The 23,268-nt window shown below is 71.0% G+C and carries 24 protein-coding genes and 2 tRNA genes; 9 read left to right on the forward strand and 17 right to left on the reverse strand.

Annotated features, from left to right (window positions below; all coding sequences use genetic code 11):
- Positions 1-10: 10 nt before the first annotated feature.
- A complete protein-coding gene (locus tag EDF55_RS05555) occupies positions 11-589 on the forward strand; it encodes a TetR/AcrR family transcriptional regulator (RefSeq protein ID WP_123653968.1) in 579 nt (192 codons plus the stop codon).
- A gap of 13 nt (positions 590-602) precedes the next feature.
- Complete coding sequence (locus tag EDF55_RS05560; RefSeq protein ID WP_123653969.1) at positions 603-2,627, forward strand: M3 family metallopeptidase; 2,025 nt, start codon at positions 603-605, stop codon at positions 2,625-2,627.
- 335 nt (positions 2,628-2,962) lie between these two features.
- Here EDF55_RS05560 and clpX read toward each other — a convergent pair whose 3' ends face one another.
- Positions 2,963-4,243 carry an ATP-dependent Clp protease ATP-binding subunit ClpX gene (gene clpX, locus EDF55_RS05565; RefSeq protein WP_123653970.1) on the reverse strand — a complete coding sequence of 427 codons (1,281 nt, stop codon included), beginning with the start codon at positions 4,241-4,243 and terminating at the stop codon, positions 2,963-2,965.
- A 202-nt stretch (positions 4,244-4,445) separates the two neighbouring features.
- Between clpX and EDF55_RS05570 the strand changes: the two genes are divergently transcribed.
- Complete coding sequence (locus EDF55_RS05570) at positions 4,446-5,177, forward strand: YcnI family protein (RefSeq protein ID WP_123653971.1); 732 nt, start codon at positions 4,446-4,448, stop codon at positions 5,175-5,177.
- A 65-nt stretch (positions 5,178-5,242) separates the two neighbouring features.
- Positions 5,243-5,839 carry a copper resistance protein CopC gene (locus EDF55_RS05575; RefSeq protein WP_123653972.1) on the forward strand — a complete coding sequence of 199 codons (597 nt, stop codon included), beginning with the start codon at positions 5,243-5,245 and terminating at the stop codon, positions 5,837-5,839.
- A 178-nt stretch (positions 5,840-6,017) separates the two neighbouring features.
- Here the strand turns inward: EDF55_RS05575 and EDF55_RS05580 are convergent, their stop codons facing one another.
- The 5 genes from EDF55_RS05580 to EDF55_RS05600 all read right to left on the reverse strand — a co-directional run bounded on the left by EDF55_RS05580 (position 6,018) and on the right by EDF55_RS05600 (position 9,306).
- A complete protein-coding gene (locus EDF55_RS05580; protein WP_071298779.1) occupies positions 6,018-6,677 on the reverse strand; it encodes an ATP-dependent Clp protease proteolytic subunit in 660 nt (219 codons plus the stop codon).
- Positions 6,678-6,703: 26 nt separating this feature from the next.
- Complete coding sequence (locus tag EDF55_RS05585) at positions 6,704-7,333, reverse strand: ATP-dependent Clp protease proteolytic subunit (RefSeq protein ID WP_123653973.1); 630 nt, start codon at positions 7,331-7,333, stop codon at positions 6,704-6,706.
- A 179-nt stretch (positions 7,334-7,512) separates the two neighbouring features.
- A complete protein-coding gene (gene tig, locus EDF55_RS05590; RefSeq protein ID WP_165931435.1) occupies positions 7,513-8,820 on the reverse strand; it encodes a trigger factor in 1,308 nt (435 codons plus the stop codon).
- A 37-nt stretch (positions 8,821-8,857) separates the two neighbouring features.
- Positions 8,858-8,934: transfer RNA gene (locus EDF55_RS05595), tRNA-Pro, on the reverse strand.
- A gap of 57 nt (positions 8,935-8,991) precedes the next feature.
- Positions 8,992-9,306 (reverse strand): hypothetical protein, encoded by a 315-nt coding sequence (locus tag EDF55_RS05600; protein ID WP_123653974.1) that lies wholly within the window; start codon positions 9,304-9,306, stop codon positions 8,992-8,994.
- A gap of 47 nt (positions 9,307-9,353) precedes the next feature.
- Between EDF55_RS05600 and EDF55_RS05605 the strand changes: the two genes are divergently transcribed.
- Positions 9,354-9,427: transfer RNA gene (locus EDF55_RS05605), tRNA-Gly, on the forward strand.
- Here EDF55_RS05605 and EDF55_RS05610 read toward each other — a convergent pair.
- A complete protein-coding gene (locus EDF55_RS05610; RefSeq protein WP_123653975.1) occupies positions 9,416-10,318 on the reverse strand; it encodes a phosphotransferase in 903 nt (300 codons plus the stop codon). The two genes, EDF55_RS05605 and EDF55_RS05610, sit on opposite strands and share 12 nt — an antisense overlap.
- A gap of 140 nt (positions 10,319-10,458) precedes the next feature.
- Here EDF55_RS05610 and EDF55_RS05615 point away from each other — a divergent pair, with 140 nt between their 5' ends.
- Complete coding sequence (locus EDF55_RS05615; RefSeq protein WP_123653976.1) at positions 10,459-10,782, forward strand: hypothetical protein; 324 nt, start codon at positions 10,459-10,461, stop codon at positions 10,780-10,782.
- Positions 10,783-10,897: 115 nt separating this feature from the next.
- Positions 10,898-11,050 carry a hypothetical protein gene (locus tag EDF55_RS18705; RefSeq protein ID WP_165931436.1) on the forward strand — a complete coding sequence of 51 codons (153 nt, stop codon included), beginning with the start codon at positions 10,898-10,900 and terminating at the stop codon, positions 11,048-11,050.
- Here the strand turns inward: EDF55_RS18705 and EDF55_RS05620 are convergent.
- From EDF55_RS05620 to EDF55_RS05635, 4 genes are all read right to left on the reverse strand, one after another.
- Positions 11,023-11,871 carry a DMT family transporter gene (locus EDF55_RS05620; RefSeq protein ID WP_123653977.1) on the reverse strand — a complete coding sequence of 283 codons (849 nt, stop codon included), beginning with the start codon at positions 11,869-11,871 and terminating at the stop codon, positions 11,023-11,025. The two genes, EDF55_RS18705 and EDF55_RS05620, sit on opposite strands and share 28 nt — an antisense overlap.
- Complete coding sequence (locus EDF55_RS05625) at positions 11,868-12,530, reverse strand: response regulator transcription factor (protein WP_123653978.1); 663 nt, start codon at positions 12,528-12,530, stop codon at positions 11,868-11,870. The genes EDF55_RS05620 and EDF55_RS05625 overlap by 4 nt, the downstream gene beginning before the upstream one ends.
- Positions 12,531-12,558: 28 nt before the next feature.
- Entirely contained in the window at positions 12,559-12,960 is a 402-nt protein-coding gene (locus EDF55_RS05630) for a hypothetical protein (RefSeq protein ID WP_123653979.1), read from the reverse strand.
- A 92-nt stretch (positions 12,961-13,052) separates the two neighbouring features.
- Positions 13,053-14,474 carry a sensor histidine kinase gene (locus EDF55_RS05635; RefSeq protein WP_123653980.1) on the reverse strand — a complete coding sequence of 474 codons (1,422 nt, stop codon included), beginning with the start codon at positions 14,472-14,474 and terminating at the stop codon, positions 13,053-13,055.
- An 83-nt stretch (positions 14,475-14,557) separates the two neighbouring features.
- Between EDF55_RS05635 and EDF55_RS05640 the strand changes: the two genes are divergently transcribed.
- Together EDF55_RS05640 and EDF55_RS05645 are read left to right on the forward strand one after the other, a co-directional pair.
- Positions 14,558-15,151 (forward strand): hypothetical protein, encoded by a 594-nt coding sequence (locus tag EDF55_RS05640; RefSeq protein ID WP_123653981.1) that lies wholly within the window; start codon positions 14,558-14,560, stop codon positions 15,149-15,151.
- A gap of 100 nt (positions 15,152-15,251) precedes the next feature.
- Positions 15,252-16,073, forward strand: coding sequence for a helix-turn-helix domain-containing protein (locus EDF55_RS05645; RefSeq protein ID WP_123653982.1), 822 nt, complete (start codon positions 15,252-15,254; stop codon positions 16,071-16,073).
- A gap of 276 nt (positions 16,074-16,349) precedes the next feature.
- Here EDF55_RS05645 and EDF55_RS05650 read toward each other — a convergent pair whose 3' ends face one another.
- The 6 genes from EDF55_RS05650 to EDF55_RS05675 are packed head-to-tail and all read right to left on the reverse strand — an operon-like array spanning position 16,350 to position 23,263.
- The gene (locus tag EDF55_RS05650; protein ID WP_123653983.1) at positions 16,350-18,011 is read right to left on the reverse strand and encodes an ABC transporter ATP-binding protein; all 1,662 of its coding nucleotides are present in this window, start codon (positions 18,009-18,011) and stop codon (positions 16,350-16,352) included.
- 1 nt (position 18,012) lies between these two features.
- Positions 18,013-18,573, reverse strand: a complete 561-nt coding sequence (locus EDF55_RS05655; protein WP_243698287.1) for a GbsR/MarR family transcriptional regulator — start codon at positions 18,571-18,573, stop codon at positions 18,013-18,015.
- Positions 18,570-19,988 (reverse strand): serine hydrolase, encoded by a 1,419-nt coding sequence (locus EDF55_RS05660; protein WP_260235836.1) that lies wholly within the window; start codon positions 19,986-19,988, stop codon positions 18,570-18,572. Before EDF55_RS05660 ends, EDF55_RS05655 begins: the two co-directional genes overlap by 4 nt.
- Before the next feature lie 43 nt (positions 19,989-20,031).
- Complete coding sequence (locus EDF55_RS05665) at positions 20,032-20,922, reverse strand: ABC transporter permease (RefSeq protein WP_123653985.1); 891 nt, start codon at positions 20,920-20,922, stop codon at positions 20,032-20,034.
- Positions 20,919-21,860: an ABC transporter permease gene (locus EDF55_RS05670; RefSeq protein ID WP_123653986.1), complete on the reverse strand. Its 942-nt coding sequence runs from the start codon at positions 21,858-21,860 to the stop codon at positions 20,919-20,921. The genes EDF55_RS05665 and EDF55_RS05670 overlap by 4 nt, the downstream gene beginning before the upstream one ends.
- Positions 21,860-23,263, reverse strand: coding sequence for a M14 family zinc carboxypeptidase (locus tag EDF55_RS05675; RefSeq protein WP_123653987.1), 1,404 nt, complete (start codon positions 23,261-23,263; stop codon positions 21,860-21,862). Before EDF55_RS05675 ends, EDF55_RS05670 begins: the two co-directional genes overlap by 1 nt.
- Positions 23,264-23,268: the final 5 nt, after the last annotated feature.

A 23,268-nucleotide genomic window follows, 5' to 3' on the forward strand; every position in this document is an offset into this window, starting at 1 on the left:
GGGATGCACCATGCCAGTCACCATCGAACCGGACACCCGGGCGCACATCGTCGACGTCGCGGACGAGCTCTTCTACACGCGCGGGATCCAGTCCGTCGGCATGGACGAGATCCGGACCGGCGCGGGCGTCTCGCTGAAGAAGCTCTACGCCGCCTTCCCCGGCAAGGACTCCCTCATCGCCGCGGTGCTCGCCGGCCGGCACGAGTACTGGGAGCACGGCCTGGCCCAGGCGGTCGACGCCGCGACGACCCCGCGCGACAAGCTCCTCGCGATGTACGACTTCCTCGAGTCCTGGTTCGGCGACGCCACCTTCCGCGGGTGCGGCTTCATCAACGCCTTCGGGGAGCTCGGCGCGACCTCCCCCGCGGTCGCGGAGATCGCCCGCGCACACAAGGAGTCCTTCCAGCACTACGTCGCCGGACTCACGCGGACGGCAGTGTCGGATCCGGCCCTCGCCGAGGAGCTCGCCGCGCAGCTGGCCCTGCTGGCCGAGGGGGCGCAGACCACGGCGGCCATCGCCGGAGACGCGGCCCCCGCCCGGCACGCACGGCGCGCGGCTGCCACGCTGATCGACGCTGCAACCGCGTAGCTAGGGTGGGGTGATGACGACGCCGTTCGACGAACCGAGCACCCTCCCCTACGCACTCCCCCCGTTCGACCAGGTCCGGCTCGAGCACCACCGTCCGGGCTTCGACGCCGGGATCCGAGCGCAGCGTGCCGAGGTCGAGGCGATCGCCACGAACCCGGACGCCCCGACGTTCGAGAACACGCTCGTGGCGCTCGAGCGGACCGGGCAGCTGCTCTCCCGCGTGAGCATGGTGTTCTTCACGCTCTCCTCGGCGGACTCCACGCCGGAGCTGCACGACATCGAGGCCGAGGTCTCACCGCTCCTCGCAGCCCACCGCGACGCGATCACCCTCGACTCCCGGCTCTACGAGCGCGTCCGAGCCGTGCGCGACAGCGCCCCCGAGACCGGGCTCGAGGGAGAGGACCTGCGCCTCGTGGAGCGCACCTTCACCGAGATGACCCTGGCGGGCGCCGGCCTCGACGACGCCGGCAAGGAGCGCCTCACCGCGATCAACCAGGAGCTCTCCACCCTCACGACCACGTTCGAGCGCAACCTGCTCGACGAGACGAACGACCTCGCGGTGCACGTCACGTCGGAGGAGTCGCTGATCGGCCTCGACGACGGTGCCAAGTCCGCCGCCGCCGGTGCCGCAGCCGACCGCGGCCTGGACGGCTGGCTCATCACCCTGCCGCTCTACACCGGCCACCCGTGGCTGGCGTCCCTGGCCGACCGCGACCTCCGCGAACGCATCATGCGCGCCTCGCTCTCCCGCGGTCGCCGCGGCAACGAGCACGACAACCGGGACGTCCTGCTCCGCATCGTCCGGCTCCGTGCCGAGCGTGCCGAACTGCTCGGCTTCCCGAACCACGCCGCCGTGGTCACCGCCGACGAGACCGCCGGCACTCCCGAGGCCGTCGACGGGCTGCTGTCCTCGCTGGTCGGTGCCGCTGCGGCGAACGCCGACGACGAGCGTGCCGTCCGCTCCCAGACCGTCGGCTTCGACGTCGAGGCGTGGGACTGGGCGTACGCGACGGAGATCCTCCGCGGCGAGCAGTTCGCGGCGGACAGCTCAGCCACCCGCCCCTACCTCGAGGCGGACCGGGTCCTGCACGACGGCGTCTTCTTCGCCGCGAACGCGCTCTACGGGCTGAAGTTCGCCGAGCGCCCGGACCTCCACGGGTACAACGACGAGGTCCGCGTGTTCGAGGTCACCGACGAGGACGACACCCCCGTCGGCCTGTACCTGCTCGACCTCTACACGCGGGACGGCAAGCGCGGTGGCGCCTGGATGAACCCGGTCGTCGAGCAGTCGGCGCTGATGGGCACGCTGCCCGTCGTCGTGAACAACCTCAACGTCGCCAAGCCCGCGACCGGCTCCCCGACGCTCCTCATCCAGGACGAGGTCGAGACGCTCTTCCACGAGTTCGGCCACGCGCTGCACGGTCTCATCGCCCGGACGACCTACCCGCGCTTCTCGGGCACGAACGTCGAGCGGGACTTCGTCGAGTTCCCGAGCCAGGTCAACGAGATGTGGGTCTCCTGGCCGGAGGTCCTGGCGAACTACGCCAAGCACCACGAGACCGGTGAGCCGATGCCCCCGGAGCTCGTCCTCGGGCTGAGCGACTCGGCGGGCTTCAACGAGGGGTTCGGCACCACCGAGTACCTCGCCGCGGCCCTGCTCGACCAGGCGTGGCACCGGCTCTCCAAGGCCGAGGCCGATGCCGTGACCGACGTCGAGGCCTTCGAGCGCCAGGCCCTCGCGGACGCGGGCATCGACGTCGCCGCGGTCCCGCCGCGCTACTCGTCGACGTACTTCGCGCACACGTTCTCCGGCGGGTACGACGCCGGCTACTACGGGTACATCTGGAGCGAGGTGCTCGACGCCGACACCGTGGAGTGGTTCCGCGACCACGGTGGACTGGACCGCGCTGCCGGGCGTCGCTTCGCCACGATGGTGCTCGGGGTCGGCGGGTCGAAGGACCCGATCGAGGCCTTCCGCGAGTTCCGTGGCCGCGACGCCGAGGTCGGCCCCCTGCTCCGCCGCCGCGGCCTGCAGTAGCGCGGGCGCGGGCGGGCGCGGTTCCCCGCGTAGGAAGTTCGCCGCGTGGGCAGTTCCCCGCGTAGGAAGTTCGCCGCGTGGGCAGTTCCCCGCGTAGGCAGTCGAATCGCGCGTAGGCGGTCGGAAGTTCTGCCCCCCTACGCGCGATTCGCCTTCCCACAACGGGCGTGATGGGAAGGAACGCACGCGAACCCCGCGGTCGGCACCGCGCACGCGCACCCCGCGCCCGGCACCGCGCGCGAACCCCGCCGCCGGCACCGCGCACGCGCACCCGCGCCACACAGCAGAAGGGCCCACACCGACACGGTGCGGGCCCTTCGTGCGTGGCGGAACGCCTACGCGGACTTCTCGACGCGCTTCGCCCGCGGCCGCGGCACGATCGTCGGCGCCGCGTTCTCGAGCACCGACTCGCGCGTGACGACCACCCGGGCGACGTCGTCGTCCGAGGGCACGTCGAACATGATCGGCCCGAGCACTTCTTCCATGATCGCGCGGAGGCCACGAGCACCGGTCTGCCGCAGCACGGCCAGGTCGGCGATCGCTTCGAGCGCGCCCTGGTCGAACTCGAGCTCGACGCCGTCGATCTGGAACATCCGCTGGTACTGGCGGACGAGCGCGTTCTTCGGCTCGGTGAGGATCTGCATGAGCGCGGACTGGTCGAGCTGCGACACCGTGGTGACGACGGGGAGACGACCGATGAACTCGGGGATGAGCCCGAACTTGTGGAGGTCTTCCGGCAGCACGTCGGCGTAGAGGTCCTGCTGGTCGAGCGGGCTGTGCAGCTGCGCGCCGAACCCGATGCCGCGCTTGCCCACGCGGGAGGACACGATCTCTTCGAGCCCCGCGAACGCACCGGCCACGATGAACAGCACGTTCGTCGTGTCGATCTGGATGAACTCCTGGTGCGGGTGCTTCCGGCCACCCTGCGGCGGGACCGAGGCGACCGTGCCTTCGAGGATCTTGAGCAGCGCCTGCTGCACACCTTCGCCGGACACGTCGCGCGTGATCGACGGGTTCTCCGCCTTGCGCGCGATCTTGTCGACCTCGTCGATGTAGATGATGCCCGTCTCGGCCCGCTTGACGTCGTAGTCCGCGGCCTGGATGAGCTTGAGGAGGATGTTCTCGACGTCTTCGCCGACGTAGCCGGCTTCGGTCAGGGCGGTGGCGTCAGCGACCGCGAACGGCACGTTGAGGCGCTTGGCGAGGGTCTGCGCGAGGTAGGTCTTCCCGCAGCCGGTCGGCCCGATGAGCAGGATGTTCGACTTGGCGATCTCGACGTCGTCGCGGTCTTCGGCCGCGGTGATCTGCCCCTGTGCGCGGATGCGCTTGTAGTGGTTGTAGACCGCCACCGCCAGGGCGCGCTTCGCCGGGTCCTGCCCGATGACGTACTCCTGCAGGAAGTCGAAGATCTCGCGCGGCTTCGGGAGTTCGAACTCACCGCTGCCGGTCTCGTCGCTGGCTTCCGCCAGACGCTCTTCGATGATCTCGTTGCAGAGTTCGACGCATTCGTCACAGATGTAGACGCCGGGACCGGCGATCAGCTGTTGTACCTGCTTCTGGCTCTTGCCACAGAAGGAGCACTTGAGGAGGTCAGCGCTCTCTCCGATGCGTGCCATGCTCCGGCCTTCCCTGGTCGACGTGCACGCCGGTTCGCGTCCACGAGGTCGTCGTGTTGTCGAGCCTAACCGCAACCGGCGACACTCACGGCGACGCCGGGCGCGTTTCCGGCGGCACGTTCGCCCAGGGCGTTCGGTCCTGCTAAGTTGTCCTCGGATCTTCTACAAGTTGTAGAGCACGCGTCCCGGAAGGAACCACCCCATGCAGAAGCGTCTCGCCGTCGGCGGAGCAGCGACCCTCGGCGTCGTGGCCGCCATCGTCCTCGGCACCGCCGCATCCGCGAGCGCCCACGTCGAGGCGACGAGCACCTCCACCGCGGCGGGCTCCTACACGACGGCCACGTTCTCCGTCCCGCACGGCTGCGACGGCTCCCCCACCACGACGCTGCAGTTCCACGTCCCGTCCTCCGTGATCGAGGTCACGCCGACGGTGAACCCGAACTGGGACCTCACGAAGACCACGGAGCCGTACACGAGCCCGTCCGCCTCGGCCGACGACGAGTCCGCCGAGGACGCCGGTGAGCGCGTCACGAGCGTCACCTACACCGCGAAGACCCCGCTCCCCGCCGACGAGCGCGACACCTTCTCGCTCTCCTTCTCGCTGCCGGACGGCAAGGCCGGTGACGTCGTCGCCCTCCCCGTCACGCAGACGTGCGAGAAGGGCTCCACCGAGTGGGACCAGGTGCAGAAGGCCGGTCAGGCCGAGCCCGAGCACCCGGCACCCTCGATCACGCTGACCGCCGCGTCCACCGCCGCCGACGGCGACGACGAGCCGGCAGCAGCCAGCGATGCGGCGACCACCGCCGCGGCCGCCCCCTCCACCGGCACGCAGCCCGACCTGGTCGGCCGCTTCCTCGGTCTCGGGGGCCTGGTCCTCGGCGCGGCCGGTCTGGTCGTCGCGGTGGCGGCGACCCGCCGGCGCAGCACCAAGTGACGGCCGCTCGGGGACGGGTGACGTCCCGTCCGGACCGGCGCCGGTCCCACCCGGCCTGGAGGCTCGTGGCCGCGTCCGCCACGACCCTCGCCATCGCGGGCGGTGCCGTCCTCGGGCTCGCCGGCCCGGCCAGCGCGCACAACTACATGATCGCGTCGACGCCGAAGGTCGACGGCACACTGACGTCCCTGCCGGACGCGTTCGAGATCACCACGAACGACAAGCTCCTCGACATCGGCGGCTCCGGGTCGGGCTTCGCCTTCCGGATCGTCGGGCCCGACAAGCGGTACTACGAGAACGGCTGCGTCGACATCGACGGCCCCTCGATGACCACGAAGGCCGCCCTCGGCGCCTCGGGGAAGTACGAGGTCGAGTGGCAGATCGTCTCCGCCGACGGCCACACCGTCTCGGACGAGTACGCATTCACGTGGAAAGCCCCGGCCGGGTTCACCGCCGCGAAGGGCTCCGCGACCCCGCCGACCTGCGCCACGAGCGGTTCGGCGAGCGAGGCGGCCACGACGGGCACGGCCTCGGGCGACACCGACTCGTCGACCTCCGACGCGATCTGGATCGGTGCCGGCGGCCTGGTCGTCGTCGCCGCGATCGTCGCCGTGCTGCTCCTGGTCCGCCGCCGTCCCGCCGAGGACCCCGACGACGAGTGATGCGCTCCCGGCGAGGTCCGTCCTGCCGGTGAGATCGCAGCTCGTGTCGCTCCACGTGACCCGATGTGACACCGAATGCGATCTCACGGACGCGATGCGAGCCTCCAGGCCGGCACCGGTACCGGCGCGCACGACGAAGGGCCCCACACCGACCGGTGTGGGGCCCATCGCGTGTGCGCTACTTGACGAGGGCCGGGAGGTTCTTCCGGCTCGTCAGCACCTGGTCGATCAGGCCGTACTCCACGGCTTCCGCAGCGGACATGATCTTGTCGCGCTCGATGTCGTGGTTGACCTGCTCGGCCGTCTTGTTGGAGTGCTTCGACAGCGTCTCCTCGAGCCAGGTGCGCATGCGGAGGATCTCCGCCGCCTGGATCTCGATGTCGGACGCCTGACCGCCACCCTGCTGGGTCGCGGGCTGGTGGATGAGCACACGGGCGTTCGGCAGCGCGAGACGCTTGCCCGGCGTGCCGGCGGCGAGGAGCACCGACGCGGCCGAAGCGGCCTGGCCGAGGCACACCGTCTGGATCTGCGGGCGGATGTACTGCATCGTGTCGTAGATCGCCGTCATCGCGGTGAACGAGCCACCGGGCGAGTTGATGTACATCACGATGTCGCGGTCCGGGTCCATCGACTCGAGCACGAGCAGCTGGGCCATGACGTCGTCGGCCGACGCGTCGTCGACCTGGACGCCGAGGAACACGATGCGGTCCTCGAACAGCTTCGCGTACGGGTCCTGACGCTTGTAGCCGTAGGCCGTGCGCTCTTCGAAGCTCGGGAGGATGTACCGATCAGTGGGAGCCGGGACGTTCTGCGCGCCACCGAGCATGGGGAGATGCATTCTCGTTTCCTTTTCTTCGGTGGGGATCAGGACTGGGCGTCGGGGTCGGCGGCAGGCGTGGGGGTCTCGCCGTCGTTGACGGTCCCGCCACCACCGATGACCTCGGCCGACGACGCACGGAGGTGGTCGACGAAGCCGTAGTCCAGGGCTTCCTGCGCCGTGAACCAGTTGTCGCGGTCGTTGTCCTTGAGGACCTGCTCGATCGACTTGCCGGTCTGCTCGGCGGTCAGCTCGGCCATGCGCTGCTTCATGTCGAGGATGACCTTCGCCTGCGTCTGGATGTCCGCGGCGGTCCCGCCGAAGCCACCGGACGGCTGGTGCAGGAGCACACGGGCGTTCGGGGTGATGTAGCGCTTGCCGGGCGTGCCCGACGAGAGCAGGAACTGCCCCATCGAGGCGGCGAGGCCGATGCCCACGGTGACGATGTCGTTCGGCACGAACTGCATCGTGTCGTAGATCGCCATGCCCGCGGTGATCGAGCCACCGGGCGAGTTGATGTAGAGGTAGATGTCCTTCTCAGGGTCCTCGGCGGCGAGCAGCAGCAGCTTGGCTGCGATCTCGTTCGAGTTGTCGTCGCGGACCTCGGAGCCGAGCCACACGATCCGGTCTCTCAGAAGGCGGTCAAAAACACTGGGGTTCAGTGTTGCTTCGGCCATGGAAAAGCTCCCGTTCAGTTGTCGCTTGATGTCGAACTTATCGGTTGCAACGCAGCAGTTCGCGCCTGTTCGCTGTCGGCAATGCGGGTCGCGGTGAACGAGGCAGAAACGGACGGGAGGCACGGTGCCGACTGGCACCGTGCCTCCCGTCCGAGACGCTGCTCGCGTCGACTGCCGGACTACTCCGCGTCGACCGTGGCCGGCTGGGCGACACCCGCGGTGAACGCGGACAGGTCGACCGGCTCGCCGTTGGAGTCCTTCACCGTGACCTGCGCGAGGACCGTGGCGACGGCCTTCGAGCGGGCGACCTCGCCGACCATGCCGGGGATCTGCCCGTTCTGGTCGATGACCTTGATGAACTCGCCCGGCTCCATGCCGTACTGCGCGGCAGCCTGGATCAGGTACTGCGTGAGCTCTTCCTGCGAGACCTGGATCGACTCCTTCTCGGCGATGGAGTCGAGGAGGATCTGCGAGCGGAAGGCCTTCTCGCTGGACTCGGCGACCTCGGCGCGGTGCTCGTCGTCCTCGAGGCGGTTCTCCTGCTCGAGGTGACGGTGCACCTCGTCCTCGATGAGCTTCTCCGAGATCGGGATGTCCACGTCCTCGAGGAGCTTCTCGACGAGCTTGTCGCGAGCAGCGGCGCCCTGACCGAAGGTCTTGGACTTCGCGATCTGCTCCTTCAGGTCCGCCTTGAGCTCGTCGATGGTGTCGAACTGGCTGGCGATCTGCGCGAACTCGTCGTCGGCCTCGGGGAGCTCGCGCTCCTTGACGGCGGTGACGGTCACGGCGATCTGAGCGGTCTCGCCTTCGCGGTCGCCACCGACGAGCTTGGACTCGAAGGTGGTGGACTCGCCGGCGGTGAGGGACTCGAGCGCCTCGTCGATGCCCTCGAGCAGGTCGCCCGAGCCGAGCTCGTAGGAGACACCCGTGGCGGAGTCGACCTCGTCGTCACCGATGGTGGCGGTGAGGTCGATCTGGGCGAAGTCGCCCTTCGTCGCCGGGCGGTCGACCGTGACGAGCGTGCCGAAGCGGGTGCGCAGGTTCTGCAGCTCCTCCTCGATCTCCTCGTCGGAGACCTCGACCGCGTCGACGGTCAGCTCGTAGGAGCTGTAGTCGGGGAGGTCGAACTCGGGACGCACGTCCACCTCGAAGGTGAGGACGAGGTCGCCAGTGAAGTCGTTGACGTTCGGCAGCTCGGAGACGTCGGCCTCGGCACGGCCGAGGATGCGCAGCTCCTGCTCTTCGACCGCCTGGCGGTAGAAGGTGTCGATGGCGTCACCGACGGCGTGGTTCAGGACCTCGCCGCGGCCGACACGCTGGTCGACGATCGCCGGCGGGACCTTGCCCTTGCGGAAGCCGGGGATGTTGATCTGCTCTGCGATGTGCTTGTACGCGTGGTCGATGCTCGGCTTGAGCTCTTCCGGCGTCACGTTCACCGTGAGCTTGACGCGGGTCTCGCTCACCTTGTCGACGGTGCTGTTGGCCAAGGGGGATTCTCCTGATGGTTGGCGGTGGTGTGGGTCCTGGTCGGGGCGACAGGAGTTGAACCTGCGACCTCCCGCTCCCAAAGCGGGCGCTCTACCAAGCTGAGCTACGCCCCGTTTGCATGGGCCAGGGTGCTCGCGCACACCGGTGGGGCGCATGCGACGCCGATGAGTCTAGCGGTCCGCGGGTGTCCGGTTCCCGGGAGCTTCACCGGTCTGTCGCAAGCCGCGGCGCCACTGCACCCCGACGAGGACCTGGACACCGAGTGCGGCGAGCGCCAGCACGATGCCGAGGACGATCCGCCACACGTGCAGGAGCGCGTGCCACGGCTGTGCCTGCGGGTCCCCGAACAGGTCCGGACGCAGGGAGAAGACGACCGCGGCGAGGGCGACGAGCACGTACGAGAGGACCCGTGAGCGCTTGATCGTGCGCTGCGACGACTCGTCCGGTGGCGGCAGGATCACGAGGGCTGGTCCGTCCGCTTGCATGTCGTTCGTCCGCTACAGTGGTGGGGCTGCGCCTCGAGCGCAGGCGCGGGGATGTAGCTCAATGGTAGAGCCCCAGTCTTCCAAACTGGCTACGCGGGTTCGATTCCCGTCATCCCCTCCACGATTCCAGACCGGCGCTGCGTCGATCCTCGATTCCCGTCATCCCCTCCACGAGGGTCTCGAGCCACTCCCGCGGAGCGCTCCGGTAGCTCTCGGGCATCCCGTCGCCCGACGCGTCGATCGCCCGCTGCCAGCTCAGCACCCGGGACACGACGCCGAGCGTCGTCGCGAGCCCCACGATGTGCTGCACGTCCGGGTCGTCCGCCGCGCCCGGTTCGCCGAAGAACGTCTCGAGGTACGCCTCGACCCCACCAGGCGCACCGTCACGCCCCGCGACGAGCAGGCTGAGGAACGGGTGCGACACGCAGGCGTCGCCCCAGTCGAACGGGACGGCTCCGCGCACGAACGCGTTGCCCACGTGCAGGTCGCCGTGCTCGAGCGTCGTCATCGGCATGAGCTCGTCGAGCTCGACGGCCGCGTCGGTGAGCAGCGGCACGATCCCCCGGTGCTCCGGCGCCCAGCGCGCCACGAGTTCGGCGGCGACGCCGGGCAGCACCGGCAGCCGGAGGTCCGGGACGCCGGCCACCACGAGGTCCGCGGCCGCGGCGGGCTCGGTCGCCCACTGGACCTCGGCGTAGTGGCGCATCACGTCGAGCCACACGGTGTCGCGGTCCTCGGCGAGCCGGACGATCGGTCCGCCGTCGGGCAGGAGCACGTGCCGCCCCGCCGCCGCGACCGGACGCTGCACGTGCGGGACGCCGTGGAGTGCGAGGACGTCGAGCAGCGCCGGCTCGGCCGCGACCCCGTCCGGCGCGGTCTTCAGGAAGAGGTCGCCGTCCGCGGTGGACACGCGCCAGATCGTGCTCCACGCGCGTCGTCGGACCTCCTCGACCACGAGGACGTCCGTACCCCGGTCCGCGAGGACCGACCGCGCCCACGCCACCGCATCCATCCCGTCACCGTACGGCAGCGGGCGGAGCCGACCCGAGCCTCCAGGCCGGGTCGCACGACACGCGGACCCGCGCCGACGCGACCGGCGCAGCCGCCCGGCGGACTTGACGAACCATTCGAACACACGTTCGAATACGTCTCGTGGGACGGCGTCGCGAGAACCGGTGGCAGCCCCCGGAACACCCGGAGGTCGAACGTCCGCGCGCCTACTCACTGTCCGAGGACGCCCGCGGCCCGGACGTCTGCCACGCGGTCACCCCGATGGCCGTCTGGGCATGGATCCAGTTCCCGACCTTCCACGTGCGGGTGAAGGCCTTCGCGAAGAGCTGGACGCGCGACGCGGTGCTCGTCGAGTGGGCGCAGTTCGGGCAGCAGGCCGAGGCGTGGGTGTGGCGATCGGCCGTCAAGCACCGGGTCCTGCGCGCGGAACGAGCGGACCGGGACCGCACGGGGCAGTCCAGATGACGCATCCGATTGACTCTCGACGACCGGCACGAGATCGTTCAATGAGTCCCGGTCCACGAAGAAACTCGACAATCAAGACATCCGTCCGCGAGTGTCACAACCGGAAGGAGGCACCATGAAAGCCCATGACGTGCCGTCCTGGGTGGCACACGTGCTCACCCCGCCAGAGGTCATCGCCGCCTACGTCGATCGACGTGTGAACGACCCGTCACTGCTGTCGGGCGACCAGCACGAACCCACCTACGCGGACTTCCTCCGCGAGGAGTAGACCGTCACCCCGACGCTCGCGGCGGTCACGCACGCGAGCGCCACCACCTCGACGAGCGACAGCGCCTCGTGCAGGACCAGGAGTCCGGCGAGTGCAGCGACGGCCGGGCCGAGACTCTGCAGCACGCCGAACACCCGCGTCGGCATCCGGCGGAGCGCGAGCATCTCGAGGGCATACGGCAGCACGCTCGAGAGCACGGCGACGGCGCCGAACACGATCAACAGCGTCGGGTCCACCACGACCCCGGCGACCGCGGTGCGCAGCCCGAACGGCAGCGAGACCAGCATCGCCACGAGCATCGACACCGCGAGCCCGTCGACGCCCGGGATGATCGCACCGACGTGGCGGTTCATCACGATGTAGCCGGCCCAGCACACGGCGGCCGCCACGGCGAACGCGACGCCGCCGAGTTCGGTCACCGCGGACGGGCCGATCCCGAGCAGCACGACGCCGGCCAGCGCGAGTACCGCCCAGAGCGCGTCGCGCCACCGCCGCGTGTGCACGAGGGAGAGGGCGAGCGGCCCGAGGAACTCGATCGTCACGGCGACACCGATCGGGATCGACGCGAAGGCCAGGTAGATGAAGACGTTCATCCCGCCGAGCGCGAGCCCCAGTCCGATCGCGCCGGACCACTGCGCACGGTGCCAGTGGCGGACACGAGGACGGACCACCAGCGCCAGCACGAGCGCGCCGATCACGAGCCGGAGCGTCGCGGCCCCGACGGAGCCGACCTCGTCGAAGCGGGTCTTCGCGATCGCGGCGCCGAGCTGCACGGAGACGATCGCGGCGAGCGCCAGGAGCGGCGCGGGGACACGCGTCATCCGAGGTACGCGAGGACGGCGAGCACGCGGCGGTGGTCCTCGCCGGTGTCCTCGAGCGCGAGCTTGGCGAAGATGCTCGAGACGTGCTTCTCGACGGCGCCGGTACCGATCACGAGCGCGCGGGCGATCGCCGCGTTCGTCCGGCCCTCGGCCATCAGCCCGAGGACCTCACGCTCGCGGGGTGTCAGCGCCGCGAGCGGGTCGCGGCGGCGGCTCATCAGCTGCGTCACGACCTCGGGGTCGAGCACGGTCCCGCCCGAGGCGACGCGGCGGACGGCCTCGTCGATCTCCTCGAGCCGGGTCACGCGGTCCTTGAGGAGGTACCCGACACCGGAGGACCCGGACGCGAGGAGGTCCTCGGCGTAGGTCGCCTCGACGTACTGCGAGAGCAGGAGCACGCCGGTGCCCGGTGCGAGTCGGCGGGTCTCGACGGCGGCGCGGACGCCTTCGTCGGTGAAGGTCGGCGGCATCCGGACGTCCATGATGACGACGTCAGGCGCCCCCGCGGGCAGGGTCGCCAGGAACGAGACGGCGTCGGCGTGCTGCCCGACCACCTCGATCCCGGCTTCGCGCAGGACGCGGGCGAGCCCTTCGCGGAGCAGGACCGCGTCGTCGACGACGACGGCCCGGATGCGTGCTGCATCCGGGCCGTCGCTCATGCCCACAAGACTAGTGCGGGCGGGGGGCTCACACGTCGGGCAGCATCACCCAGACGTCGACCGTCTCGGAGTCGATGCCGTCCATGAACTGCGTCACGTGCACCTTGCTGATCGCGGACGGCAGGTCCTTGACGGTGCCGGACCAGTTGCCGTCGGCATCGGCGAAGACGACGGACCCGGCACCGGTCTCCGCGATGGTGAGGTCGATGGCGGCACCGGGGGTGGCCGTCCCGGAGAGCACCGCGGTGCGCGCTTCCGTGTCGACCGAGTCGACGTTCACCGTGAGTGGCGACTGCGCCGCGGTCGAGCTGGCGGAGGCGGCGGTGGTGACGGGTGCCGCGTTCGCGGCCACCGTCCCGAACCCGATGCCACCGATGATGGTCGCGGCGGCGACTGCGGTCGCCGCGGCGGTTGCGAGCTTCTTCTGCATGTTCGTGTTCTCTCTTCTCGAAGGATCACTGTCAGGTGCACGGCCGTACGAGAAGAACGTAGCACTCGTATTTCACATACGGAACATTGACATCATCGAGTCGTCGGGACCCCGTTGAGGGCGCCGAGCGGGATCCGAGCGGTCGCTTCGGTCGGGCCTCCCGTCGGGCTCGACACCGTGAGCTCTCCGTCGAGCGCCCGCATCCTGCCCATCAGCCCCTCGATCCCGTGGCCCTCCTGCACGCTGGCACCCCCGATGCCGTCGTCGGTGACGCTCACGGTGAGGTACCAGACCGAGGAGGCGTCCACGACGAGCCCGAGGTAGACCCCCGCGGCCCGGGCGCCGGCGTGCTTCGTGGTGTTCGTGAGGAGCTCGGAGACCGTGAAGTACACGTTGCGCTGGATCTCGGTGGCGAGTTCGAGGCCGTCCGGCAGGCGGATCTCCAGCCCGACCGGGATCGGCGTGCGGGCGACGAGGGCCTCGAGCGCGGCGACGAGTCCCCGGTCGAGCAGGATCGGCGGCGCGAAACCGCGGGACAGGGCACGGAGTTCGTCGAGGGCGTCCTTCGCGTGCTCGGACGCTTCCCCGATGAGCTGCTTCGCCGCCGCCGGGTCCTTCTCGAACGCTCGCTCGGCCGCCGACAGGTCCATCCGGAGCCGGACGAGGCGCTGCTGCGGACCGTCGTGCAGGTCGCGTTCGATCTGTCGGAGCGCCTGCCCCTCGGCCGTGACCGCCCCGGCACGGGAGGCCTGCAGCCCCGCCACGCGCTGCTCGAGCACCTCGGCGCGGAACCCACCGAGCAGCCCGAAGTCGATCCAGTAGTGCGCGATCACCGAGCCGCGCGCCCAGAGCGGGAACAGCACGACCGAGGCCGCCATGCTCACTGCGCAGGCGAGCGCCCCGAGGATCCACGCCCAGTTCGAGTCGATGCTGTTGAGCATCAGCCACTCGTTGATCTGCCAGCCCCAGCGGAGCGCGGTGAACCCGGCGACGATCGGCCCGAAGAACCCGGCGATGAGGACCGCGCCGGCCCCGACCGTGACGAGCGCGGCGAGCGGGTAGACCACGGCTGCGTGCAGCAGGTACAGCCAGTAGTGCGGGTTCGCCACGGCCGAGCCGGTGCGCGCCCACCAGTTCTGCTGCCAGCGCGGCGTCCAGTCGACGGGGCGGATCGGCCGCGGGTCGGCCCACGAGATGCGGAGCCGCTCGAACTGGCCGAGCCACCGAGCGACGAACAGCGCGATGAAGAACATCAGCAGGACGAACGGGTTGAACAGGTCGCGGAACCCACCGCCGAGCACCGCGGCCGGGAACGCGAAGTACAGCGTGCAGAGGAGCACCGCCGTCAGCGCCATGTACCCGAAGTCCCGCGGCAGGCGCTTCCACGCGTCGCGGTAGAACTCGCCCGCGGTCGGGGTCGGCGGCTGCGCGGGCATGGGCGTCGTGGCTCCTGGCGGTACTGCGTCGTCCAGCGGCACGGTGGGTGCCTGGTCGAGACGGTCGGTGTCGGTCATGACTCAAGCCTCGTGAACACGGGACTTCTCCCCAATACTGCCCGCTCCCGGATCGGGGGTGGGGTTACCCCTACCCTGAACCCATGGACGCTGCTGTCAGGGATCGATGGATCGCACTCGCCGCGGTGGTCGCCGCGCTGGCACCAGCGCTCGGCCCGGTCGCCGGACAGGTGGTGCTGACGCAGTGGGATCCGGGACAACCGGTCCTCGTCGGAGCCGCCGTCGTGGGCGGGCTGGCGGCGGTCGTGGTGGCCGTGTCCGCATGGCGCCGCGGTGACCGCACCTCGCTCGGGTTCGCACTGTCCGCGCTCTGCTCCGCGCTGTCCTGGGCACCGCTCGGTCCGCTCTCGTTCCCGATCACGACGATCCTGCTCATCACCTCGGAAGCCCTGCTCATCACCTTCGGCGTCATGGTGCTCCGCCGCGGCACCGGCGCCTCGCGAGTCGCGGGCTGGGTCATCGCGGTCGGCGCGTTCGTCTGGCTGTTCGGCGGCCTCGCGATCTGGCTGGGCACCCTGCCCGGGACCCCGCAGAGCATGCTCACCGTGCTCTTCGCCATCCCCGCGATCGGCCAGTTCGCCGCGTTCGTGGCCGCGGCGCTGCTCTTCGTCGGACCACTGCTCCGTCCGGTCCGCGCGGGCGCGCGGTACCTCTGGTCCACCGCCGACGTGCGCTGACGGTGGCCGGTGGGTGACGCGCTCCGCGCGATGTACGGTGCGGTCGGCATGCGGGTCACCTACGGCGCCGGACTGGAGGCCGACCTCCGGTGCGGTCGGCATGCGGGTCACCTACGGCGCCGGACTGGAGGCCGACCTCGCCTCCGCCTGGACCCACGACTTCCCGACGGGCCGGGTCCACCACACGTGGATCGCCACGGAGATCGAGCGCGTCTGGGTGGGACGCGGCGACGTCGACGAGGTCCTCGAACCCGGCGGCGTCGCGATCCTCGCCGGCTGCGCACCGATCTGGGTCGGCACCCGCAGTGCGCGGAACCCGCCGCCCCGTGTCGACGACCCACTGTTCCCGGCGGTCGGGGTGCACCACGGCGAGGTCGCGTTCGGCCCGCTGATGCCCGAGGTGCTCTGCCTCCCGGAGCTGCTCACCACGATGCAGCCGCAGGACAACGGCTGGGACACCGGCTCCGACGTCGTCCTGACCCTCCGGCACCTCGGCTCCCTCGTCGGGCAGCGGTGGCCCGGCCCACCCCAGGACGCGCTGGCCGAGATGGTCGTGACGACGGCGCTCAGCACCTGGCGGCCGCCCGTGCTCCGCGACAACAGCCTGACCCGCTGCATCAACGCGATCGCCGACCCCGGGCCACCCCCGACGGTCCCCGAGCTCGCGGCCCTCGCGAACACCTCGGAACGCACGCTCCGGCGCCGCTTCCGCACCGAGACCGGACTCGGTCCCGACGAGTTCTCGCGGTGGTTCCGCACCCTGCCCGTCCGCCGGGACCTGCTGGCCGGCGCCGATCCGACCGAGGTGGCGGCCGGCTCCGGGTTCCCCTCCGTCCGGGCGATGCGTCGGACGCTCGATCGCGTCGAGTCGTCCCTGCCGCGCCTGCGGGGCACGGAGACACGTTTTCGGATTCTCGATTGACCGATCCGGTCCACGAACCCCGGGGTTCGTGAACCGGATCGGCCAAATTGGAAAACGAAAACGTCCTCGCCGCGGACCGGCGTTGGGGGCGAGCCCGGTCAGCGTGGCGCCGGTGAACGGGGGGTTGGCTGGTGGGCGGCTGTGTGGGGGGCGGGATCCGGTTGTGAACGGCGGGACGGAGTCCGGAGGCGGCGGGACGGCGGGACGGGTCAGACGGCGGGACGGCGGGACGGGTCAGACGGCGGGACGGGTCAGGCGGCGGGACGGCGGGACGGGTCAGGCGGCGCGTGTCGCGAGGCGCGCGGCGCGGCGGGTCGCCTGCTCCTCGGGGTCGGGGACCGGGGCCGCCTGGATGAGTCGGCGGGTGTACGGGTCCTGCGGGGCGCGGAGGATCGCGTCGCACGTGCCCTGCTCGGCGACGCGGCCCTGGTGCAGGACGACGACGCGGTCACAGAGGGTGTCCACGACGGCGAGGTCGTGGGTGACGAAGAGGCACGCGAACCCGAGGCGCTCCTGGAGCTCGCGGAACACGTCGAGCACGCGGGCCTGGACCGACACGTCGAGGGCGCTCGTCGGCTCGTCCGCGATGAGGAGCGCCGGGTCGAGTGCCACGGCGCGGGCGATGGCGACGCGTTGGCGTTGGCCTCCGGAGAGTTCGTGCGGGAAGCGCTCCCGGTACCCGCCGTCGAGGCCGACGTCGGCGAGCAACCGCTCGACGCGTTCGCCCGTCTCCGCGGCGGAGAGCCGGAGGATCTGGCGGAGCGGCTCGGCCACCGTCTGCCCCACCGTGTAGCGCGGGTTGAGGGAACGGAGCGGGTTCTGGAAGACGACCCCGACGCGGCGGCGCATCGTGCGGCGGTCGGCACGGCTCGCGCCGGACACGTCCGTGCCGTCGACGGCGATCGTGCCCGCGGTGATCGGGGCGAGGCCGACGGCTGCCCGCCCGATGGTCGTCTTGCCGCTGCCGGACTCCCCCACGAGGCCGACGATCTCGCCGCGTCCGACCGTGAACGACACGTCGTCGACCGCGCGGAACCGGCGACGCAACGCACCGCCGTACTCGACCACGAGGCCCTGGACGTCGAGGACCGTCGACGGGCGCGGCGTCGCGGGGGCGAGCCGGTCCTCCGACCCGTGCGGGGTCATGCGTGGGACCGCAGCGAGCAGTTCCCGCGTGTAGTCCGCGTCCGGGGCCGCGAAGACGGCGCTCGCGGTGCCGGACTCGACGACCTGGCCGCGGCGCATCACGACGACGCGGTCCGCGATGTCCGCGACGACACCCATGTCGTGGGTGATCAGGAGGATCGCGGTGCCGGTGCGCTCCCGGAGCGCGCGGAGGACGTCGAGGACCTCGGCCTGGACGGTGACGTCGAGGGCGGTCGTCGGCTCGTCGGCGATGAGGAGCTCGGGGTCCGCGGCGAGCGCCATCGCGATCATCACGCGCTGGCACTGCCCGCCGGAGAGCTCGTGCGGGTACTGGCCGAGCCGCCGTTCGGGCTCGGGGACCTCGACCGCGCGGAGGAGGTCGAGGGAGCGCTCGCGGACGGCCGAGCGGTCGAGGGACGCGTCGGCGCGCCGGACGGCCTCGGCGAGCTGGAAGCCGATCGTGAACACCGGGTTGAGGGCCGCGGACGGGTCCTGGAAGATCATCGAGACGCGGCGGCCGCGGACCTCGCGGAGACGCTGCTCCCCCGCGGTGAGGACGTCTACGCCGGCGAGGCGGATCGTGCCGGACGCCCGCGCTCCCTCCGGGGCGATGCCCATCGCCGTCATGGCCGTCATGCTCTTGCCCGAGCCGGACTCGCCGACGACGGCGACGACCTCACCGCGCCCCACGGTGAAGGACGCGTCGTCGACGGCGCGGACGACCTCACCCTCGACGTCGAACGTCACGGTGAGGTGGTCGACCACGAGGACGTGCTCGCGCGGCTCGGTCATGTCAGTCCGTCCCTGGTGCGTCGTCGCCCGTGTCCCGGGCGGCCTTGAACGCCTCCCAGTCCTCGAGCATCTTCCGGTGGTGGCCGTTGAGCCACTGCATGTAGTCGCGGCCGTTGCGGAGACGCTCACGGACCGGGGCGTCGACGTCGCCGTCGCCGGTGTGGCCGTCCTGCTCGACGACCGCGAGCCCGCGGGCGATGATGTCCCGCTGCCGGTCGAGGTACTTCCGCTCCCCGGCCAGCCAGCTGCCCCACACGTCGGTCTCGGCGCGGAAGAAGTGGCTCCGCTCCCCCGGCACCGTGACGCGCTTCACGAACCCGGCGTCCGCGAGCCGCCTGGTCGCCGTCGACACCGAGCCCGAGCTCGCGCCGAGCGCGGCCTGCAGATCCGCGGACGACGAGGACGGCGCGCGGGTCATGATCAGGTAGCCGAGCACCCGAGCGTCCGTCAACGGCATGCCCGCACCGTCGGCGAGCATGATCGCGAACTCCTCGACGAACGCCTGGCGCTCCGGTTCGAGGTGCAGGTCGTCGCGCGCGTCCCCCGCCTGCGTGGTGCTCACGCCAGGCCTGCCGCGACCTCGGGGGTCTCCTCCGGGATCGACCACGGCTCCTCGCTCATCCCGCCGCTGCCGCGGATGCCGGTGACGGCGCCCTCGGCGTCGCGGGTGAACGTGATGTCCTCGTCGACGGAGCCGAACCGGTTGCCGTGCGTCATCCGGAGGGTGTCGGCGTCGACGGGCTCGAGGCGCGTCGGGGACTCCAGCGGGTCCGGGCCGGACGGGTCGATCGCGAGGAGACGGTCCCCGACACGGGCGACGTCGGTGACGCCCCACGGGTTCGCGTACCGGCCGGTGTAGCGCGCGGCGACGGCGTCCTCCGCGACGGTCGCCCCCGGCGCCGCGGAGTCGGCCGCGGCGTCGAGGAGGTGCAGGATGCCGGTGGCGAGGAGCGTCGCGGGGCCGGCCGCCGAACTCGTCATCACGGACACGACGAGCGAGGACGCCGGGTCGAACAGGGACTGGGTGATGTGCCCGGGGAAGCCGCCCGAGTGGCCGCGGACCTCGCGGCCGTCGATGCGGTCGACGATGAAGCCGGCACCGTAGCCGCGGGCTGCCGGGTCCTCCTCGGTCGCGCTCCACGACTTCCGCTGCGCGAGGCGCTTCGAGTGGTCGCTGAGCAGGTCGCCCTGTCCGAGGACGTGGGCGGAGAAGTACCGGACCAGGTCGGACGCGGTGCCGTGGAAGCCGGTCGCCGCGGCCATCGCGCGGGTGTCGACGTGCGCGATCCGCTGCCGGGTGCGCGCGACGTGGAAGCCGGAGTACCCGATGACGAAGTCGTCCTCGCGCGAGGGGTCCCAGTCCGGGCCGGTGTTCCGGAGGCCGAGGGGTTCGACGATCGCCTCGCGGACGAACTCGTTGTACGTGCGTCCGGTGACCGCGGCGATGACGAGCCCGAGGAGCGAGTACCCGAGGTTGGAGTAGTTGAACGAGGACCCGGCGGGGACCTTCTGCCCGCGGTCGAGCACGAGCGCCAGGAGTTCGGACTCGTCCGGGAACGGCCGCTTCAGGGACCAGTAGTCACCGTCGTGCCCGTCGCGGATCACACCGGCACCCATCTCCATGAGCTCCCGGATGGTGGCGTCCGCGATCGGGGACCCGCCGTCGACGAGCGCCGGGACGTACGTGCCCACGGTGTCGTCGAGGCGCAGGGACCCACGCTCGGCGAGGAGCAGCAGCGCGGTCGACGTGAACGTCTTCGAGTGCGAGGCGATCCGGAACAGGTCGTTCGTCGTCAGGCGGCGGCCGGCCTCGACGTCGGCGTAGCCCCACGCCTCGGAGAACAGCTCCTCGCCCTGGAACCCGATCGCGACCTGCACGCCGGGCACCCGCAGTTGCCACACCTTGTACGCCACCCAGTCACGGATGTAGGGCAGGGTCTTCCGGTACGCGTCGAGCGCGACGGCGGTGTCGGTCACAGGGTGTCCTTTCGAGAACGGGTCACAGGGGTCAAGACTGCCGTCAGCGTCGACGCGGGTCGAGTGCGGCGCGCAGGGTGTCGCCGAGCGCGATCACCGCGAGGACGGTCACGGCGAGGAACGTCGCCGGGGCGATGAGCATGTGCGGTGCACGCAGGAACTGCGACGTCGCCGCGGAGAGCTGCAGCCCCCAGGAGATCGCCGGGCTCTCCAGCCCGATGCCGAGGTACGTCAGCGACGACTCCGAGACGATCACACCACCGACGGTGATCGTGGCGAGGACGAGCAGTGGCGAGACCGACGACGGCAGCACGTACCTGGTCGTGATCCGCCACGTGGAGAGCCCCATCGTGCGGGCGGCCAGCACGAACTCGGCGTTCCGGACGCCCCGGACGCTCGAGCGCACGAGCCGCGCCATCGTCGGCCAGCCGAACAGCGCCAGCACGAGGGACACCGTCAGCACCGAGCGCTCGCCGACGCTGTTGAGGACGACGACGGCGCCGAGGAGGAACGGGAACCCGAGGAACACGTCGGTGAGGCGGGCGAGCACCGCGTCGACCCACCCGCCGACCATGCCCGCGACGGTCCCGACCACGAGCGCGACCATCCCGGCGAGCACCGTGGTCAGCACCGCGACCGAGATGGACGACCGCGTGCCGTAGATCACGTTCGCGTACACGTCGCACCCCTGCAGGTCGAACCCGAACGGGTGCCCGGCGGACGCGGGGTCCCCGCTCCGGCCGAGGTCGCACACCCGGGGGTCGCCGTGCCCGAACAGCCCCGCGAAGAGCTGCGGGAACGCGGCGATCGCCAGGATCACGACGAGCACCGCTGCCGGCACCCAGAAGCCGGGCGTCCGGGCCGCGGCGGCGAGCGGGCGACGCCGGGCGGCGATGACGGGTTCGACGGTTGCTCCGATGGCGGAGGTGGTCATGCGGCGGCTCCCGATCGGACGCGCGGGTCGAGGGCGGCGTGCAGCAGGTCGACGAGCACGCTCGTCACGAGGAACACCAGGATGAGGGCGGTCGAGATCCCGACGACCACGGCACCTTCGTGCGACCGGATGCCCTGGAACAGCAGGTTCCCGACGCCCGGCAGGTTGAAGATGCCCTCGATGATGACGGTGCCGCCCATCAGGTACCCGAGGTCGGTCGCCAGGTAGGTGGCGGTGGGGATGAGCGAGTTGCGCATCACGTGCACGCCGACGACCCGGCCGGGGGTGAGCCCCTTCGCGCGGGCGGTCCGGACGTAGTCGGCGTCGAGCGTCTCGATCATCGACGTCCTGGTCAGCCGGGACACCGCGGCGAGGCCGAACAGCGCGATCACGAACGCGGGCAGGACGTACGCGGTCGGCCAGCCCGCTGTTGCGCCCGCGACCGGGAACCAGTGCAGCCGGACGGAGAACACGAGCTGGAGGGCGACGCCGAGGACGAACACCGGGACCGCTCCGACGACGATCGTGCCGACGAGGACGGTCTTGTCGAGCACCGTGCCGCGCTTCAGCGCCGAGAGCACCCCGAACCCGATGCCGAGGACGATCTCCAGCGCCCACGCGGTCAGCGCGAGGGTGATCGTGACCGGCCACCGCGACGCCATCTGCGCGCCGACGGACTGGCCGTTGAAGTCGGTGCCGAAGTCGCCGCGGAACAGTCCACCGAGGTACTGCACGTACTGCAGCCACAGCGGCTGGTCGAGGTGGTACTCGGCGCGGAGTGCCCGCACCACCGACTCGGTGAGCGGCCGGTCCCCGCCGAGCGCCCGGATCGGGTCGCCCGGCAGCGCGAAGGTCATCGCGTAGATCAGGAACGTCACCCCGAGGAACACGATCGCCAGGCCGCCGATCCGCCGGCCGACGGCGAGCGCCGGACGCATCACGAGCCTCCCGGCTGGTTGGTGGTGACCAGACGCGGACTGGGGGCGCGGGTCGGCTCCGCGACGTGGCTCGCGCAGGCGAGGATCGCCCCGTACTGCACCCCCACCAGCTTGCGCACCGGGATCGGTGCGGCGTCGCTCACCGCGTCCGCCTGCCAGAGCGCGTACCGCTCGGCCAGCCGGTCGCGGAGGCGCCGGAGCGGCGCGGACGCCGTGCCGGCGGTCGTCTCTGCCTCGAGCGCCCGGAGCAGCATGCCGCCGTAGCGGAGCCGGAAGCAGCGGACGAGGTCCTCGCAGCCGAAGCGTTCGGCGACGGTGGCCATCCGGTCGGCGGGCTCCCGGTCGGCCCGGGCGTGGTCCGTCTCCGGCGTCGACACGAGCATCGGGATGAAGGCGCGAGAGCCCTCGAGGAACGGCGTCTCGATGGTCAGCATCGGCGACGCGGTGTCGAGGATCTCCTGCAGCTCCGTCCCCGACGCCCCGAGCTCGTCGGCGCACCGGCGGAGCAGGTCGGCGTACGACTCCTCCGTCGGGGTCTGGTCGTCGGCGTCCGGGTGGCTCCAGTACGGCAGCTCCGCGACCATGCACAGTGCGCCGTGCCGGAGCGCCCACGATGCGCTCGACGCCCCGTGGATGTGCTCCCCCGGGTCGACGCCGAGCTCCTCGAGGTAGTCGTACGCCTCCTCGATCCCGTCCATCGCGAACACCGCCGGGGCGAGTTCGCGGAGGAACGGCGACTCCGGCTCCCCGGTGTCGAGGGGCAGCCCGAGCGCGGCCGGCACCGCGTGCAGGACGTCGATGACGTCCGGCAGGTCCTCGGAGAGGTAGTAGTAGACGCCGCCCATCTCGCCGTTGTGCAGCGAGACGAGGAGGTCCGGCTCGGTGTCGTCGATGAGCCGCATGAACGCGAGCGTCTCCGGCAGCACCTGGTCGAAGTACACCGACTTGTAGCTGTTCGGGAACGTCCACTCCACCTGGCTGTCCGGGGCCGGCCGGTAGAAGTGCCGCGAGTAGAACACCCGGTCGTGCGGGTCGTGGAACCACGCCTCGTTGAGCCGCATGCCGTCCGGGTCGATCGTCGGCACGATGTGCCACGTCGTGTCGAGTGCCGACGCGGTCTCCGGGTCCTCGGCGATCGTGGTGGCGAGGTGGAGCGCGGTCCACGAGCCGATCGGTTCGTTGGGGTGCACGCCCCCGACGATCACGGCCGCGTGCGACCCCGCCCCGACGCGGTACGCGTTGAGGGGTTCCCCGAGCCGGCTGGTCCCGATCCGGGTCACGGTGACCCGGTCGGGGTGCGCTGCGGCGAGCGCGTCGAACCGTGCGTGCAGGTCGTCGACGAGCGGGAAGCCGTCGTGGTCGGGGACCTCGGCGACGAGCCGGAGGATGGTGTCCTTGTCCATGCGGT

Source organism: Curtobacterium sp. ZW137 (assembly GCF_003762905.1).
In the GTDB taxonomy this organism is placed as follows: domain Bacteria; phylum Actinomycetota; class Actinomycetes; order Actinomycetales; family Microbacteriaceae; genus Curtobacterium.

Excerpts from the sequence above, each read along its gene's own strand:
- EDF55_RS05620 (WP_123653977.1), bottom strand. The coding sequence starts at position 11,871 with ATGACGCGTGTCCCCGCGCCGCTCCTGGCGCTCGCCGCGATCGTCTCC.
- EDF55_RS05675 (WP_123653987.1), bottom strand. The coding sequence starts at position 23,263 with ATGGACAAGGACACCATCCTCCGGCTCGTCGCCGAGGTCCCCGACCAC.
- EDF55_RS05610 (WP_123653975.1), bottom strand. The coding sequence starts at position 10,318 with ATGGATGCGGTGGCGTGGGCGCGGTCGGTCCTCGCGGACCGGGGTACG.
- EDF55_RS05665 (WP_123653985.1), bottom strand. The coding sequence starts at position 20,922 with ATGACCACCTCCGCCATCGGAGCAACCGTCGAACCCGTCATCGCCGCC.
- clpX (WP_123653970.1), bottom strand. The coding sequence starts at position 4,243 with ATGGCACGCATCGGAGAGAGCGCTGACCTCCTCAAGTGCTCCTTCTGT.
- EDF55_RS05645 (WP_123653982.1), top strand. The coding sequence starts at position 15,252 with ATGCGGGTCACCTACGGCGCCGGACTGGAGGCCGACCTCGCCTCCGCC.
- EDF55_RS05580 (WP_071298779.1), bottom strand. The coding sequence starts at position 6,677 with ATGCATCTCCCCATGCTCGGTGGCGCGCAGAACGTCCCGGCTCCCACT.
- EDF55_RS05570 (WP_123653971.1), top strand. The coding sequence starts at position 4,446 with ATGCAGAAGCGTCTCGCCGTCGGCGGAGCAGCGACCCTCGGCGTCGTG.
- EDF55_RS05640 (WP_123653981.1), top strand. The coding sequence starts at position 14,558 with ATGGACGCTGCTGTCAGGGATCGATGGATCGCACTCGCCGCGGTGGTC.
- EDF55_RS05600 (WP_123653974.1), bottom strand. The coding sequence starts at position 9,306 with ATGCAAGCGGACGGACCAGCCCTCGTGATCCTGCCGCCACCGGACGAG.
- EDF55_RS05560 (WP_123653969.1), top strand. The coding sequence starts at position 603 with ATGACGACGCCGTTCGACGAACCGAGCACCCTCCCCTACGCACTCCCC.
- EDF55_RS05555 (WP_123653968.1), top strand. The coding sequence starts at position 11 with ATGCCAGTCACCATCGAACCGGACACCCGGGCGCACATCGTCGACGTC.
- EDF55_RS05585 (WP_123653973.1), bottom strand. The coding sequence starts at position 7,333 with ATGGCCGAAGCAACACTGAACCCCAGTGTTTTTGACCGCCTTCTGAGA.
- EDF55_RS05630 (WP_123653979.1), bottom strand. The coding sequence starts at position 12,960 with ATGCAGAAGAAGCTCGCAACCGCCGCGGCGACCGCAGTCGCCGCCGCG.
- EDF55_RS05635 (WP_123653980.1), bottom strand. The coding sequence starts at position 14,474 with ATGACCGACACCGACCGTCTCGACCAGGCACCCACCGTGCCGCTGGAC.
- EDF55_RS05650 (WP_123653983.1), bottom strand. The coding sequence starts at position 18,011 with ATGACCGAGCCGCGCGAGCACGTCCTCGTGGTCGACCACCTCACCGTG.
- EDF55_RS05670 (WP_123653986.1), bottom strand. The coding sequence starts at position 21,860 with ATGCGTCCGGCGCTCGCCGTCGGCCGGCGGATCGGCGGCCTGGCGATC.
- EDF55_RS18705 (WP_165931436.1), top strand. The coding sequence starts at position 10,898 with ATGAAAGCCCATGACGTGCCGTCCTGGGTGGCACACGTGCTCACCCCG.
- EDF55_RS05625 (WP_123653978.1), bottom strand. The coding sequence starts at position 12,530 with ATGAGCGACGGCCCGGATGCAGCACGCATCCGGGCCGTCGTCGTCGAC.